The following is a 13,089-nucleotide window of genomic DNA, read 5'->3' as shown; positions in this document are numbered from 1 at the left end:
CGTTGGCGGGGGTTCACCCCAGAACCTCCCCCCTTACGTGCCGGAGGATTTGCCTTTAGTCTCAGCTCTGCTTACGAGTTACCAGCCAGTTAACAAGCCTTTGGATGGGCGCATCCGGGCCCGGAGGTCGATGTGAGTACCGCGCAGTCCCTTCTTGAAAGCCGCCCGGTTTCCGTGGCGCACCTCTTCCTCTCAAGAGTCCGGGCCACACCTGACCTGGAGGCTTACCGCTACCCCGCACCGTCCGACGACGGCTCTTCCGGCACCGAGCAGTGGCACTCGCTGACCTGGGCGCAGACCGGCGAGCGGGTCAAGGTGATCGCGGCCGGCCTTCTCGCACTCGGGGTGCGGCCCGAAGAGCGTGTGGCGATCTCCTCCTCCACTCGCGTGGAATGGATCCTGGCCGACATGGGCGTCATGTGCGCGGGCGCTGCCGCCACCGCCGTCTACCCCAGCACCAATGCCGACGAGACGGCGTACATCCTCGCCGACTCCGGCAGCCGGGCGATCTTCGTCGAGAACGCCGCCCAGCTGGCCAAGGTGATCGCCCATGCCGACCGCCTGCCCGGGCTCGACCACGCGATCCTCTTCGACCCACAGGCGGACGCCATACCCGTGGACGGCCTGGAGGTGCTGTCACTCGCCGAGCTCGAGAAGCTCGGCACCGCGCACCTGGAAGAGCACCCTGACGCAATCGAGGCAGCCGTCGGCGCCATCGAGCGGGAACAACTCGCGACCCTCATCTACACCTCCGGCACGACCGGCCGCCCCAAGGGCGTTCGCCTCGTCCACGACTGCTGGTCGTACCAGGGCGTAGCACAGGAGGTCAGCGGGCTGCTGCGCCCCGACGACGTGCAGTTCCTCTGGCTGCCGCTGTCCCACGTCTTCGGCAAGGCTCTGATCTCCGGTCAGATCAGGACCGGACATGTGATGGCCGTGGACGGGCGTGTCGACCGCATCATCACCAACCTGCCCGCCGTCCGGCCCACCGTGATGGCCTCCGCACCGCGGATCTTCGAAAAGGTCTACAACGGCATCGCGAGCAGGGCGAGGGCCGAGGGCGGCGCCAAGTACAAGATCTTCCTCTGGGCGGCGCAGGTCGCCCGCGACTACGCCAGGGCGCAGCAGAACACCGTGGCGGCGACCGCGAGACGCCAGGTCCCCTTGTGGCTCTCCGTGCAGCACGCCCTGGCCGACCGGCTGGTGTACCGCAAGATCCGCGCTGCCTTCGGAGGCAATCTGCGCGGCAGCGTCTCGGGCAGTGCCGCGCTCGCGCCCGACATCGGCTACTTCTTCGCCGGCGCCGGCGTGCCCGTCCTCGAAGGCTACGGCCTGACCGAGACCAGCGCCGCCTGCACCGTCAACCCCGCCGACGACCTTCGCGTCGGCACCGTCGGCAAACCCCTGCCCGGGACCGAGGTCCGCATCGCCGACGACGGCGAGATCCTTCTCCGAGGGCCCGGCATCATGCGCGGCTACCACAACCTCCCGGAGAAGACCGACGAGGTGCTGGAGAGCGACGGCTGGTTCCACACCGGCGACATCGGAGAGGTCGACGGCGACGGCTTCGTCCGGATCACCGACCGCAAGAAGGACCTGTTCAAGACCTCGGGCGGCAAGTACGTGGCTCCTACGGAGATCGAAGGGCGCTTCAAAGCCATCTGCCCGTTCGTCAGCAACGTCCTCGTCATCGGCAACGGCCGCAACTACTGCACCGCTCTGATCGCCCTCGACGAAACCGCCATCATGCCGTGGGCGGCATCCCACGACCTCGGTGGCCGCGGCTACGCGGAGGTCGTCTCGTCACCGCAGGTGCACGAGTTGATCGACGGCTTCGTCCAGCGTGTCAACGGCGAACTGCAGCGGTGGCAGACCATCAAGAAGTTCTCGGTGTTGCCGCGCGACCTCGACGTGGAGCACGGCGAGCTCACCCCGAGCCTCAAGGTCAAGCGGCCTGTCGTGGAGCGCGAGTACGCCGAGGCCATCGAGGCCATGTACGAGGGTTCCCGCGAGGCGTGACCTCCATCGGTCCGGTACGGCACTTCCACATGGCCCAGGGCTCCACGGAGGGCAGAATCCGAAGGGCCATCGTAACCAGGCACGACAGCCGGTAAAGGAGCCTCGGCCGGCGGCCGGATCCCGGTCGGCCTCAGCGTGCCGCGGGCGCGGGCCCGTGAGCGGGTACCGGTGCCCGGACGGCGTCCAGGACGAAGCCGCTGCGGACCCGGGCCGGTATGCGGTTCAGCGGGATCCGCAGGTCCTGCTCGGGCACGTCGTACTCCAGCAGGGCCAGCCGGGGCCCGAGGGCGCGCAGCAGGGCGGTCGTGACGTCCTCGCCGGGGCAGCGGTGACCGGTGTCGCGGTCGCCGCCGCCCTGGGGGATCAGTTCGTCGAGCTGGGGCGGCCGCTGGAGGAAGCGCTGCGGTTCGAAGGTGTACGGGTCGTCCCAGAGGTCGGGGTCGTGGTTCTGCCCGTAGAGGTCCAGCAGGATCAGCGTGCCGGACCGGATGGGTTCGCCCCGCCACTCCAGATCGGTGGCGGCCCGGCCGCCGACGAAGGGCGCGAAGGGGTAGAAGCGCCGCAGCTCGTGGGCGAACGCCACGGCGTAGGCGGGATCGTCACCGGTCAGCCGGTCCCGCAGATCGGGCCTGAGGCGCAGTGCGTGACCGGCGTAGGTGACGAACCAGCACACCGCGACGGTCGGACGGATGACGTTGAGCAGTTCGACGGCGGCCGTGTGCGGGGCGAGGAGCCGGCCGTCGGCGTCCCGGTGCCGGACGATCCCCTCCAGTGCCGACCCGGCCGGCGCGGTGGCGGCCCCTGCCCGTACGTCCTCGACCAGGCGCCCCAGCCAGGCCTCGCAGCGGGCCCGTGCCCGGCGGGCCCGCCAGTGGCGCGGGCCGGGGCCGGCGAAACCGTCGACCATGGCGACGAGGTCCCGGGCCAGGGGGCCGGCGTCCTCGACGGCGAGTCCGGCCCACTGGCACACCCCCCGGGTGAGGACGCGGCTCGTCTCGTCGAACAGCACGACCCGGCGGCCGGACCACGACTCCACCGCCTCGTCCCACTCCGCGGCGACGCGGTCCACCAGGCCGGCGACCGCCTCCGCCCCGGTGAGCAGGGACACGAACATGTCCTTGCGTACGCGATGGTCCGGCCCGTCCAGGGTGTGCACGGCCCCGTGCCCGAAGAGCGTGCTCAGCACCGGTCCGGGCAGTGCCGTCCGGCGCTCGACGTGCCGCTCGTCGTAGAAGAACCGCACCGCCTCGGGGCCGTGCAGGGCGACCACCGGCTGTCCCAGGAGCCGGGTGCGTACGAGCGGAGCGGTGGTGCGGCGCCTCCGGTCGGGCAGCCATGCGTATCCCTTGGCCAGGAGAGCGAGCGAGCTGTCGGCGAGGGGTGCACGGAGACGGGGATCCATGGCGCGGCGAGTGCCCGCCGGCCCTGCCGGGAAACCGGGGACACGCCCGCGCGCCCGTGCGGCTCCGGCGGGGCGACTGACCAGGGCCGCCGCCGCACCGCGTCCGGTTTGCCGCTGGTGGCGGTGGGGACTCGGCGGGGCATGAGCGCAACCCCACGTCGCCGCGTGATGCGGCAGAACCGGGTCCTGTGGTTGCTGGACCGTCTGGAGCGGGAGCCCAGGGCCGACGCGCTGATCGACACGCTCCGCAGGGGCGTGCGGGCCCTTCCCCTGGGCCGTGGCCGGGACCTGCTGCACGGCAGGTGGCTGGGGCACCCGGTGCATCCGCTGATGGTGCAGGTGCCGATCGGAAGCTGGCTGTCGGCGGCCGTCCTGGATCTGCGCCCCGGCCGCTCACGAGAGTCGGGGCTGCTGGTCGGGGTCGGGCTGGGTACCGCGGCCCCCGCGGCCGTGGCCGGCTGGGTGGACTGGGCGGAGCTGCACCACCGTCAGCAGCGGGTCGGGCTGGTCCACGCCCTGTCGAACACGGTGGCCGTCGGTCTGTACGCCGCCTCGCTCGTCTGCCGCGTCAAGGGGCGCGAGGGGGCGGGCCGGGCCTACGGCTTCCTGGGGCTCACGGCGGTCGGGGTCGGGGGCATGCTGGGCGGCCACCTGGCCTACCGGCAGGCCTCCGGCGCCAATCACGCCGAGGAGGTCCCGAACGTCGTCTCCCCGGGCTGGCACCGGGTCGGGAGCGTCGACGAGTTCCCGGCCGGTGAGCCGGTGCGGCGCAGCGTGGACGACGTGCCGGTGCTGGTGGTGCGCGAGTCCGGCGGGGCGGTCCACGCGCTGGCCGAGCGGTGCAGCCACCTCGCGGGGCCGCTGTCCGAGGGCACCGTCGCCGACGGGTGTGTGCGGTGCCCGTGGCACGGCAGCGTGTTCCGGCTCTCCGACGGCTGGAACGTACGCGGACCCGCCACCGCGCCCCAGCCCTCCTTCGAGACGCGGATCACCGGCGGGCACGTCGAGGTGCGGCTGCGTCACCAGAACGGCGGAGAGCCGGCCGGACAGGGGAACAGGACACGATCGGGGGCTGCCCATGGGCACGGCGACCATGACTGACAGCCGCCTCGCGCGCCGGCTGCACGCAGCGCTCCGGCGCACCCGCCGGGACTACGCGGCGGGGCACGATCGCCCGTTGGGCGGCTATGTCGCGGCCATGGCCGGTTTCGCGGCCTGCACGGTGGCCTGGACCATCGCGGTACGGCGCAGCGGGCGCCCGCTGCCCGAGCGGCCCGAGCCGTGGGACGTGGTCCTGACGTCGGTGGCCACGTTCCGGCTCAGCCGGCTGCTGAGCAAGGCGGCGGTGACCAGCCCGCTGCGGGCTCCCTTCACCCGGTACGTCGGGCCGCAGGGCCCCGCCGAGCTGCACGAGGAGGCGCAGCCCGAGCAGGGGAAGCACACCGTCGGCGAGCTCGCGACCTGCCCGTTCTGTATGAGCGTCTGGGTGGCGTCGGGCCTGACCGCCGGGCGGCTGCTCTGGCCGCGCGCCACCCGGACGGCCATGGGCACGCTCACCGCCCTGGCCGGGGCGGACGCGCTGCAACTGGCGTACGGCGCCCTGGTGGACAAGGCGACGGGCGACTGACCGCGCGCCGGAGAACCCCTGGGCGCTCTCACCCTCACACCCCCCGCAGGACCGGATGGGTCCGGACGCGCCACCCCCTTGTCAAGGCGATATTAGGTTAGGCTAACCTTCGCCGCGTGAGATCTGGTGAAGAAACGGCCGGCGGACTGCGTCTGCGCGGGCATCAGCTGTCGGCCACGGGCGTGACCGTGTCGTACGACGGCACGGACGTCGTGCACGACGCGGCGATCGCGCTGCGGCCCGGCGAGGTGACCGTCCTGGTCGGTCCCAACGGCAGCGGGAAGTCGACGCTGCTGCGGACGATCGCCCGGCTGCAGCCGGCCCGCCGGGCCGAGATCGGCATCGACGGTGACACCGACGGCCTCGCCCTGTCCGCCCGGGAGTTCGCCCGGTACGTGGCCCTGCTGACACAGGGGCGCCCCACGCCGAGCGGGCTGACCGTGCGGGATCTCGTCGAGTTCGGCCGCTACCCGTACCGGGGCCGCTTCGGCCGGCCGGATCCGGACGCGCCCGCCGCCGTCGAACGGGCGCTGGCGCTGACCGGCGTGACGGACCTCGCCGAGCGCGGCGCCGACCACCTCTCCGGGGGGCAGTTGCAGCGCGTGTGGCTCGCGAGCTGCCTCGCCCAGGAGACCGGCGTCCTGCTGCTGGACGAGCCGACGACCTATCTCGACCTGCGCTACCAGATCGAACTCCTCGACCTCGTCCGCGACCTGGCGGACGACCACGGGATCGCCGTCGGGGTCGTGCTGCACGACCTCGACCAGGCTGCGGCCATCGCCGACCGGATCACGCTGCTCGAAGCGGGCCGGATCGTCGCCGACGGCCGGCCCGAGGAGGTCCTGACCCCGGAGCGGCTGACCGCCGTCTACGGCATCCGGATCGACGTCGACACAGACCCCCACACCGGCCGGATACGGACCCGTCCGATCGGCCGGCACCACACCCGCTCCGACCGAAGCGAAAGGCTCGGCACCACTTCATGAGACGTCTCCTGCTCACCGCGGCCACCACCACCGCCGCGGCGCTCACCCTCGCCGCCTGCGGCACCACCGAGCCGGCCGCCGACAGCGCGCAGAAGAAGACCTCCGAGGCCATCAGCCTCACCGACTCCACCGGCGCGAAGGTGAAGCTGGACGGTCCGGCCAAGAAGGTCGTCGCCACCGAGTGGAACGAGGTCGAGAGCCTCATCACCCTCGGCGTCGACCCGGTCGGCGTCGCCGACGTCAAGGGCTACAAGACCTGGGACACCGCCGTCCCGCTGAAGAACGAGCCGAAGGACATCGGCACGCGCGGCGAGCCGAGCATGGACACCATCGCCTCGCTCTCCCCCGACCTGATCGTGGCCAGCTCCGACCTGCCGGACGCGGCCGTGAAGCAGCTGCGGAAGATCGCCCCGGTCCTGGAGATCAAGTCGGCGGACGCCTCCGACCAGATCGGGCAGATGTTCACCAACCTCGACCTCATCGCCAAGGCCACCGGCACCGCCGACAAGGCCGAGGCCGCGCGCAAGAGCTTCGAGGCCAAGGTCGCCGAGGGCAAGAAGACCCTCGCCGACGCGAAGCTCGCCGGCACCGACGTCGCCTTCGCCGACGGTTATGTGACGTCCAACCAGGTCTCCCTGCGCCCCTACACCAGCGGCTCCCTCATCGGCGCCGTCAACGAGCAGCTCAGCCTGAAGAACGCCTGGAAGGTCAAGGGCGACCCGGCCTACGGCCTCGGCACCACCGACGTCGAGGGCCTCACCGCCCTGCCGAAGGACGTGCAGTTCGCCTACATCGGCAACGACGGCGACAAGTCCAGCAACCCGTTCTCCGGCCAGCTCAAGAAGAACGCCGTGTGGACCTCCCTGCCGTTCGTGAAGGCGGACCGGGTGCACCGGCTGCCCGACGGCATCTGGATGTTCGGCGGTCCCGGGTCGATGGAGGCGTACATCGACGCCCTCGTCGGCGCGCTGACGAAGTAGCGAGGCCATGGCCGTCACCGAAGCACCCTCCGTCGCCCGTCCGCAGGCGGCCGCGTCCCGGACGGGTGCGGCCGCGGTGACGGCCGGGCTCGTCCTCCTGGTCGCCGCCCTCGCCGTCGTCGACATCACCCAGGGCACGGCCTCCGTCGGACCGGGCCAGGTCTTCAAGGCCCTGACCGGGCAGGCCGATCCGGGTGACGCGTCCGTCGTGATCGCCTCCCGGCTGCCGCGGATGACCGCCGGCATCCTGGTCGGCGTCGTCCTCGGCATCGCGGGCGCGGTCCTGCAGGCCGTCAGCCGCAATGTGCTCGCCTCGCCCGACACCCTCGCCGTGAACGCCGGTTCGTACCTGGCCCTCGGGCTGGTCGGCGCGACCGGTGTCTCGCTGCCCCTGCTCGCCTCCTCCGGCGTGGCCTTCGCGGGCGGGCTGGCGGCCGCCGCCGTCGTCCTGGCGCTGTCCGGCCTCGGCACGGGCACCGTGCGGCTGGTCCTCGCCGGCACCGCGCTCGCCCTGGGCCTGAACTCCGTCACCGAGGGGCTGCTCCTGCTGTTCCCGCAGCAGACGGAGGGCCTCTACCAGTGGAACCAGGGCAGCATCGGCCAGAACGGCTTCGACGGCGTCCTGCAGATGCTGCCCGTCGCCCTGGTGGGACTCGCCGGACTCCTGCTGGTCGCCCGCCGGGTCGACGCGCTCGCCCTCGGGGACGACGCGGCGCGCGGCCTCGGCGTGCCCGTGCGGGCCACCCGGGTCACGGTGGTGGTGCTGGCGGCGCTGCTGTCCGCCGCGGCCGTCACGCTCGCCGGGCCCATCGGCTTCGTCGGCCTGTGCGCCCCCGCGCTGGTCCGTCCGCTCGCCCGCCGGTTCCGGGGGTTCGTCCGGGCCCGGGCGGTGCTGCCCGTGGCCGGTCTGGCCGGTGCCGCGCTGGTGCTCGGGTCGGACGTGCTGCTGCGGACCCTCATCCCGGCGGACACGGCGGTCGCCGTCCCCACGGGCATCGTCACCAGCCTGGTCGGTGCCGTCTTCCTCGTGGTGACGGCCCTGCGCCTCAAGGACACCGCCGGGGCCGACGCGCCGGACCGGCTGCGCGTCCCGAGCCGGACGGCGTTCCTCGTCACCGTGGGCGCACTCGTCGCGGCGGTCGTCGGCGTCACCGTGGCCGGCGTCCTGCTGGGCGACAGCAAGCTCCTGCTCGGCGATGTCGCCAACTGGGTGCAGGGGCGGGCCGGGCAGACCGTCTCCTTCGTCCTGGACACCCGCGTGCCGCGGGTGCTCGCGGCGCTGTGCGCGGGCGCGGCGCTCGCCCTGGCCGGCACCCTGGTGCAGGCCGTGACCCGCAATCCCCTGGCGGAGCCCGGTGTACTGGGCGTCTCCGGCGGTGCCGCGCTGGGCGCCGTCCTGCTCGTCACCACCGTGCCCGCGGCCGGTTCCTGGGGGGTCGCCGGCGCGGCCTTCGGGGGCGCGGCGCTGGCCTCGGCCATCGTCTTCGGGCTGTCCGCCCGGGGCGGATACCGGCAGAACCGGCTGGTCCTCGTCGGCATCGGCATGGCGGCCGGTTCCACGGCCCTGATCAGCCTGCTCATCGTGCTCACCGACCCGTTCAACGCCACCAAGGCGCTGACCTGGCTGTCCGGTTCCACCTACGGGCGGACCATGGCCGACGTCCTGCCCGTCGCGCTCGTCCTGGCCCTGGGCCTGGCCGTCGCGTTCACCCGGCGCACCGAGCTGGACCTCGTCTCGCTGGACGAGGACACCCCGCGGCTGCTCGGTCTCGGACTGCCGCGGGCCAGGCTGGGCTTGTTGGTGACGGGCGTGCTGCTCGCCGCGACCGCCGTCGCCTCGGCCGGCACGATCGGCTTCGTGGGCCTGGTGGCTCCGCACGCGGCCCGCGCCCTCGTGGGCCGGCGCCACGGGCGGGTCGTACCGGTCGCCGTCCTGCTCGGCGCGACGCTGGTCTGCACGGCCGATCTGATCGGCCGCACCGTCATCGCCCCCGCCCAGCTGGGCGCCGGCCTGATGACGGCGGTGATCGGCACGCCGTACTTCCTGCACCTGCTGGTCCGCGGCCGGAAAACGACATGACGCCCGAAAGGGGCATCAATAGTTAAAGCGCTCCGAAAGTGCCTGTTGTATGGATGCACACACAACAGGAGCGAGGGAGCATGGCCAAGGACATCACGGACCCGGGCCCGCCCCCGGAAGCGAGCCTGAAACCCAATGCGATCGGGTTTCTCGACGCCCTGGTCATCGGGCTCAACGCGACCTCCCCCGCGTACTCCGTGGCGGCGGTCATCGGGCCGATCGTGGCGCTGGTGGGCATCTACGCCCCCGGGGTGATGCTCGCGTCGTTCGTGCCCATGCTGCTGATCGCGTCGGCGTTCTACTACCTCAACAAGGTCGACCAGGACTGCGGCACGACGTTCTCCTGGGTCACCCGGGCCATGGGGCCGTGGGCGGGCTGGCTGGGCGGCTGGGCCATCGCGATGACGGGCGTCCTGGTCGTCGGGTCGCTCGCGGACGTCGCCGTGACGTTCTTCCTGCTCGCCGTGGGCCTGGACGGCTGGGCCGACAACGACGCGGTGCGCCAGGTGCTGACGGTGCTGCTCATCCTGGTGATGACGGCCGTCTGCGTGATCGGCACCGAGATCTCGGCCAAGGTGCAGAACGTCCTCATCCTGGCCCAGGTCGCCTGCCTGCTGGCCTTCGCCGTGGTGGCGCTCTACCGCGTCTACGCCGACACCGGCACCCTCGACGCCGTCGATCCGGAGTTCGGCTGGCTCGATCCGTTCGGAGCCGGAGGGGCGTCACTGACCGCGTCCCTGCTGCTGGGTGTGTTCATCTACTGGGGGTGGGAGTCGGCGGTCAACCTCACCGAAGAGGTCGAGGACTCGGCCACCGCCCCCGGCCGGGCGGCCGTCTGGTCGACCGTGCTGCTGCTGGTGACCTACCTCGCGGTCGCCTTCGCGGTCGTGGCCTACGCCGGAACGGACTACCTCGCCGAGAACGCGGCGGAGGAGGAGTTCATCTTCGCGCTGCTCGCCGAGGAGGCGATGGGCGGCTGGGACTGGGTCGTCCTGCTCGCCGTCTCGACGTCGGCGCTCGCCTCCACGCAGACGACGATCATCCCGGCGTCGCGCACAGGTCTGTCCATGGCACGCCGGCACGCGCTGCCCGCGCACTTCGGCCGCATCCACCCGCGGTTCCGCACCCCCGACGTGAGCACCTGGTGGGTCGCCGGCATCGCCATCGCCTGGTACCTCGTGCTCTACCACGTCAGCGAGAACGCCCTCTTCGACTCCCTCACCGCCCTGTCCCTGCTGATCGCCTTCTACTACGCGCTCACGGGCCTGGCCTGCGCGGTCTACTACCGCCGCCAGCTGACCCGCAGCGCCCGCAACTTCTTCCTGATCGGCCTCGGCCCGCTGATCGGCGCGGGGCTGCTGGCGTGGCTGCTGGTGGAATCCGTGGCGGACATGTCCGACCCCGGGAACTCCTACAGCGGCGTCTCGTGGTTCGGGCTGGGTCCGCCGCTCGTCATCGGCATCGGCATCGTGGTGACGGGCGTGGTCCTCATGATCGTGTGGCGGCTGCTGGCGCCCGCCTTCTGGTCGGAACACCCGAGCGTGGTCGACCCGGACCTCGTCGACGGCAAGGAGTCCTGAACATGTCGGTGGTCCTCGGCTACGACGAGTCCCCGGGCGCCCTGAGCGCGCTGCGCGTCGCCATCGAGGTGGCGACCGCGTACGACGAACCGCTGGTGATCGTCCACGGCGTCGCCGCCCCGGGTGTCACGGGCGAGGAGTACGGCGCACATCACGAGGCCGTCCGCGAGGCCGGCAGCACCGCGCTCTCCCACGCGGTGCGGGTGGCCGACGAGGCCGGTGTGCGGACGTCCGTGGAACTCATCGACGAGCGGCCCGCGCAGGCGCTGATCGAGGCGGCGGCCCGGCACGGCGCCAGGGTCATCGTGGTGGGCACATGGGGCGAGAGCCCGGTGCGGGGCGCGCTGCTGGGCTCCACACCGCACAAGCTGCTGCACCTGTCGACCGTGCCCGTGCTGTGCGTGCCGGCCCGGTCATGAGCCGCCGGAGCGGCGTCGCCCGGGCGGCTTGAAGACGTACAGGCCGAGGATGTCGGGCAGGGGCGCGACACCGGGGCCGCCCTCGCGCACCCAGGAGACGACGTCCTCGGTGGCGGCCGGGTCGTTGACCAGTCCGAGCCACACCGGCCGGGCTCCGGCGGCCCGGCCCGCCGACGACGGCTGCACGACGACGACGTTGGCCTGGTCGCAGACGTCGAGGCAGTCGGAGACGCGTACCGGTGCCGCCTCGCGCAGGCGTTCGGTCTGGGCGGCGTGATCGACGCCTCTGATCTTGCGGGTGCCGCAGCAGCAGTCCCGGCAGACGACGAGGCGGCAGGGGACCCCTGCGTTCGGCGTCGCGGACATGCCGCCCCTCCCTCTCTGCGTATGACGATGATCATGTCACGCGGGCGCCGGGCCCGGACGGTCAGGTCCCTTCTCGGAGCGGGTTGGGCAGGGGCCGGTAGCGGGCGTCGGCGCCGTCGGCGCCCGTCCACCGCAGCAGCAGGTTGGTCTTCGCGGGGAGGGTCGGCGAGCTGAGCAGGGCGGGGATCTCGGGGAGGTCGTGGCGGGCGAGTTCGCGGCGGGCGGCGGGCCAGGGGTCGAACCCTGGGTGGCCTTCGGCGAGGGCGCCGGCGATCTCCATGAGGTGGTTGACGACCAGGCAGTACACGAGCCGCTCCCAGCCGGCCTGCCGCGACACCTCCGGCAGCAGCTTCACGCCCTCGGCGTCCCGGTACAGCGCCTGCACCGGCAGGCCGTCGACGTCCACGGCGACCAGGGTGTTCTGCAGGTGGGCCTCGATGACGACGCCGTGCTCGGCGAACGCCGCCAGCGCCGGGGGCACGACCCGGGCCAGGTAGGCAGCCCACCAGGCCCCCGGGTCGGCGGCGCGGTCGAGCGGGCTGCCGTCGAACCCCTCGACCAGACCGGCGGCGAGCAGCGGGGTCGCGCCGGGCAGGAGGCGGTCGCCGAAGCCGTCGCGGACGAGGACGGCCAAGGCCTCGAAGGCGAAGCCTGCGGTGCGGTACCCGCGGTCGCCGAGCCAGGCCGGAGGACCGTCGAACGCCGCGAAGGCGTCGCACACGGCCGCGTCCGTCCTGCGCAGGGCGAGCAGGTCGTGGTGCCAGAGCCGGCGGATGTCGTTGGTGATGCGCACGTCCAGGCTGAACTTGAGGAAGAGGTCGTGCCCGGGCGCGTAGAGCGTGCGGATCGCGGCCGTCGGCCAGGTGTCGAAGGTGGTCGTGCCGAGCCGGATCAGCCTGCCGTCCGCGAAGGCGGCGGCGAGTTCCCGGCCCGCCAGATCCAGCTGCCAGGGGTGGGCCGGGAGCAGGCGGTAGCCGGGCGGGGCCGTGCCGAGTGTGTCGAGGGCGGAGGTGTCGCCCTCCTCGACGACGGTGTCCTCACGCAGCCCGAGCAGGGCCATCGGGAAGCGGGCGTACGCCTCGGGCGCGTACGGCAGCCAATCGGCGGCGGGGCCGCCGCCGCGCGCCTTGGGGGCGGGGTGGTGGGTGTGGCCGGTGAGGAGGGACTGCTCGGAGCGCAGGTAGAGGTCGCCGGGCGGGGTGGCCCGGGCCCGGGCGGCGAGCAGGGCGGCCACGGTGTCCCGGCTGTCGAGCATCTCGGCGGGCAGTTCGTGGTTGGACAGCCCGGTGTGCCGGCGCAGTTCCTCGGCGACGAGCTTGACCAGCTCGGTGTGGCCGAGGCGGTGCCAGGCGCCCGCGATCTCGACCTCCGGTTCGGCGGGCCGTCGCGTGCCGCGCACCCGCAGCAGGCGGTCCCCGCCGGGCAGCCGGTAGACGCGATGGCCGCCCTCCCGGCGCACCGGCCGGGCCACCTCCCGCAGCAGGCAGTTCAGCAAGGGCACGGCGGCGTATGCGTCGGCGAGGGCCCCGGTGGCCGGGTCGGCACCGTGGGCCGAGTCGTCGTCGGCCGGCGGGGGCATGAGGTCCACGCGTTCCACTCGTCCCTATGGTCCTTCCAGCGTTCCGGGCGG

11 protein-coding genes are annotated in these 13,089 nt (G+C 72.7%); 8 read left to right on the top strand and 3 right to left on the bottom strand.

Features of this window, described 5'->3' with window-relative positions; all coding sequences use genetic code 11:
• The first annotated feature begins 132 nt into the window (after positions 1–132).
• Positions 133–2,019, top strand: coding sequence for an AMP-dependent synthetase/ligase (locus A4E84_RS32310; protein ID WP_062929937.1), 1,887 nt, complete (start codon positions 133–135; stop codon positions 2,017–2,019).
• 130 nt (positions 2,020–2,149) lie between these two features.
• Here A4E84_RS32310 and A4E84_RS32305 read toward each other — a convergent pair whose 3' ends face one another.
• Positions 2,150–3,421, bottom strand: coding sequence for a cytochrome P450 (locus A4E84_RS32305; protein WP_062929936.1), 1,272 nt, complete (start codon positions 3,419–3,421; stop codon positions 2,150–2,152).
• A 141-nt stretch (positions 3,422–3,562) separates the two neighbouring features.
• On the opposite strand from A4E84_RS32305, the gene A4E84_RS32300 reads away from it, so the two are divergent.
• The 7 genes from A4E84_RS32300 (at position 3,563) to A4E84_RS32270 (ending at position 11,093) form a co-directional block, all read left to right on the top strand.
• The gene (locus A4E84_RS32300) at positions 3,563–4,522 is read left to right on the top strand and encodes a Rieske (2Fe-2S) protein (RefSeq protein WP_418082235.1); all 960 of its coding nucleotides are present in this window, start codon (positions 3,563–3,565) and stop codon (positions 4,520–4,522) included.
• The gene (locus tag A4E84_RS32295) at positions 4,515–5,048 is read left to right on the top strand and encodes a DUF1360 domain-containing protein (protein ID WP_062931687.1); all 534 of its coding nucleotides are present in this window, start codon (positions 4,515–4,517) and stop codon (positions 5,046–5,048) included. The genes A4E84_RS32300 and A4E84_RS32295 overlap by 8 nt, the downstream gene beginning before the upstream one ends.
• 116 nt (positions 5,049–5,164) lie before the next feature.
• Positions 5,165–6,034, top strand: a complete 870-nt coding sequence (locus tag A4E84_RS32290) for an ABC transporter ATP-binding protein (protein WP_062929934.1) — start codon at positions 5,165–5,167, stop codon at positions 6,032–6,034.
• Positions 6,031–7,014 (top strand): ABC transporter substrate-binding protein, encoded by a 984-nt coding sequence (locus A4E84_RS32285; protein ID WP_062929933.1) that lies wholly within the window; start codon positions 6,031–6,033, stop codon positions 7,012–7,014. The genes A4E84_RS32290 and A4E84_RS32285 overlap by 4 nt, the downstream gene beginning before the upstream one ends.
• 7 nt (positions 7,015–7,021) lie before the next feature.
• Positions 7,022–9,094: an iron ABC transporter permease gene (locus tag A4E84_RS32280; protein WP_062929932.1), complete on the top strand. Its 2,073-nt coding sequence runs from the start codon at positions 7,022–7,024 to the stop codon at positions 9,092–9,094.
• A gap of 80 nt (positions 9,095–9,174) precedes the next feature.
• Entirely contained in the window at positions 9,175–10,674 is a 1,500-nt protein-coding gene (locus A4E84_RS32275) for an APC family permease (protein ID WP_062929931.1), read from the top strand.
• Positions 10,675–10,676: 2 nt separating this feature from the next.
• Entirely contained in the window at positions 10,677–11,093 is a 417-nt protein-coding gene (locus A4E84_RS32270) for a universal stress protein (protein ID WP_062929930.1), read from the top strand.
• Here A4E84_RS32270 and A4E84_RS32265 read toward each other — a convergent pair.
• Together A4E84_RS32265 and A4E84_RS32260 are read right to left on the bottom strand one after the other, a co-directional pair.
• Positions 11,088–11,459 (bottom strand): hypothetical protein, encoded by a 372-nt coding sequence (locus tag A4E84_RS32265; RefSeq protein WP_062929929.1) that lies wholly within the window; start codon positions 11,457–11,459, stop codon positions 11,088–11,090. The genes A4E84_RS32270 and A4E84_RS32265 overlap by 6 nt on opposite strands.
• 61 nt (positions 11,460–11,520) lie before the next feature.
• Positions 11,521–13,056 (bottom strand): IucA/IucC family protein, encoded by a 1,536-nt coding sequence (locus A4E84_RS32260; RefSeq protein ID WP_062929928.1) that lies wholly within the window; start codon positions 13,054–13,056, stop codon positions 11,521–11,523.
• Positions 13,057–13,089 lie beyond the last annotated feature (33 nt).

Origin of the sequence: Streptomyces qaidamensis (assembly GCF_001611795.1) — a bacterium.
GTDB lineage: Bacteria > Actinomycetota > Actinomycetes > Streptomycetales > Streptomycetaceae > Streptomyces > Streptomyces qaidamensis.
Note: the sequence above shows the minus strand (reverse complement) of the source record. Positions and strands in the feature narration are given on the sequence as shown.

What these genes read in the sequence shown, in the direction of transcription:
- A4E84_RS32305 (WP_062929936.1), bottom strand. Translation starts at nt 3,421, where the DNA reads ATGGATCCCCGTCTCCGTGCACCCCTCGCCGACAGCTCGCTCGCTCTC.
- A4E84_RS32300 (WP_418082235.1), top strand. Translation starts at nt 3,563, where the DNA reads ATGAGCGCAACCCCACGTCGCCGCGTGATGCGGCAGAACCGGGTCCTG.
- A4E84_RS32295 (WP_062931687.1), top strand. Translation starts at nt 4,515, where the DNA reads ATGACTGACAGCCGCCTCGCGCGCCGGCTGCACGCAGCGCTCCGGCGC.
- A4E84_RS32285 (WP_062929933.1), top strand. Translation starts at nt 6,031, where the DNA reads ATGAGACGTCTCCTGCTCACCGCGGCCACCACCACCGCCGCGGCGCTC.
- A4E84_RS32280 (WP_062929932.1), top strand. Translation starts at nt 7,022, where the DNA reads ATGGCCGTCACCGAAGCACCCTCCGTCGCCCGTCCGCAGGCGGCCGCG.
- A4E84_RS32275 (WP_062929931.1), top strand. Translation starts at nt 9,175, where the DNA reads ATGGCCAAGGACATCACGGACCCGGGCCCGCCCCCGGAAGCGAGCCTG.
- A4E84_RS32270 (WP_062929930.1), top strand. Translation starts at nt 10,677, where the DNA reads ATGTCGGTGGTCCTCGGCTACGACGAGTCCCCGGGCGCCCTGAGCGCG.
- A4E84_RS32265 (WP_062929929.1), bottom strand. Translation starts at nt 11,459, where the DNA reads ATGTCCGCGACGCCGAACGCAGGGGTCCCCTGCCGCCTCGTCGTCTGC.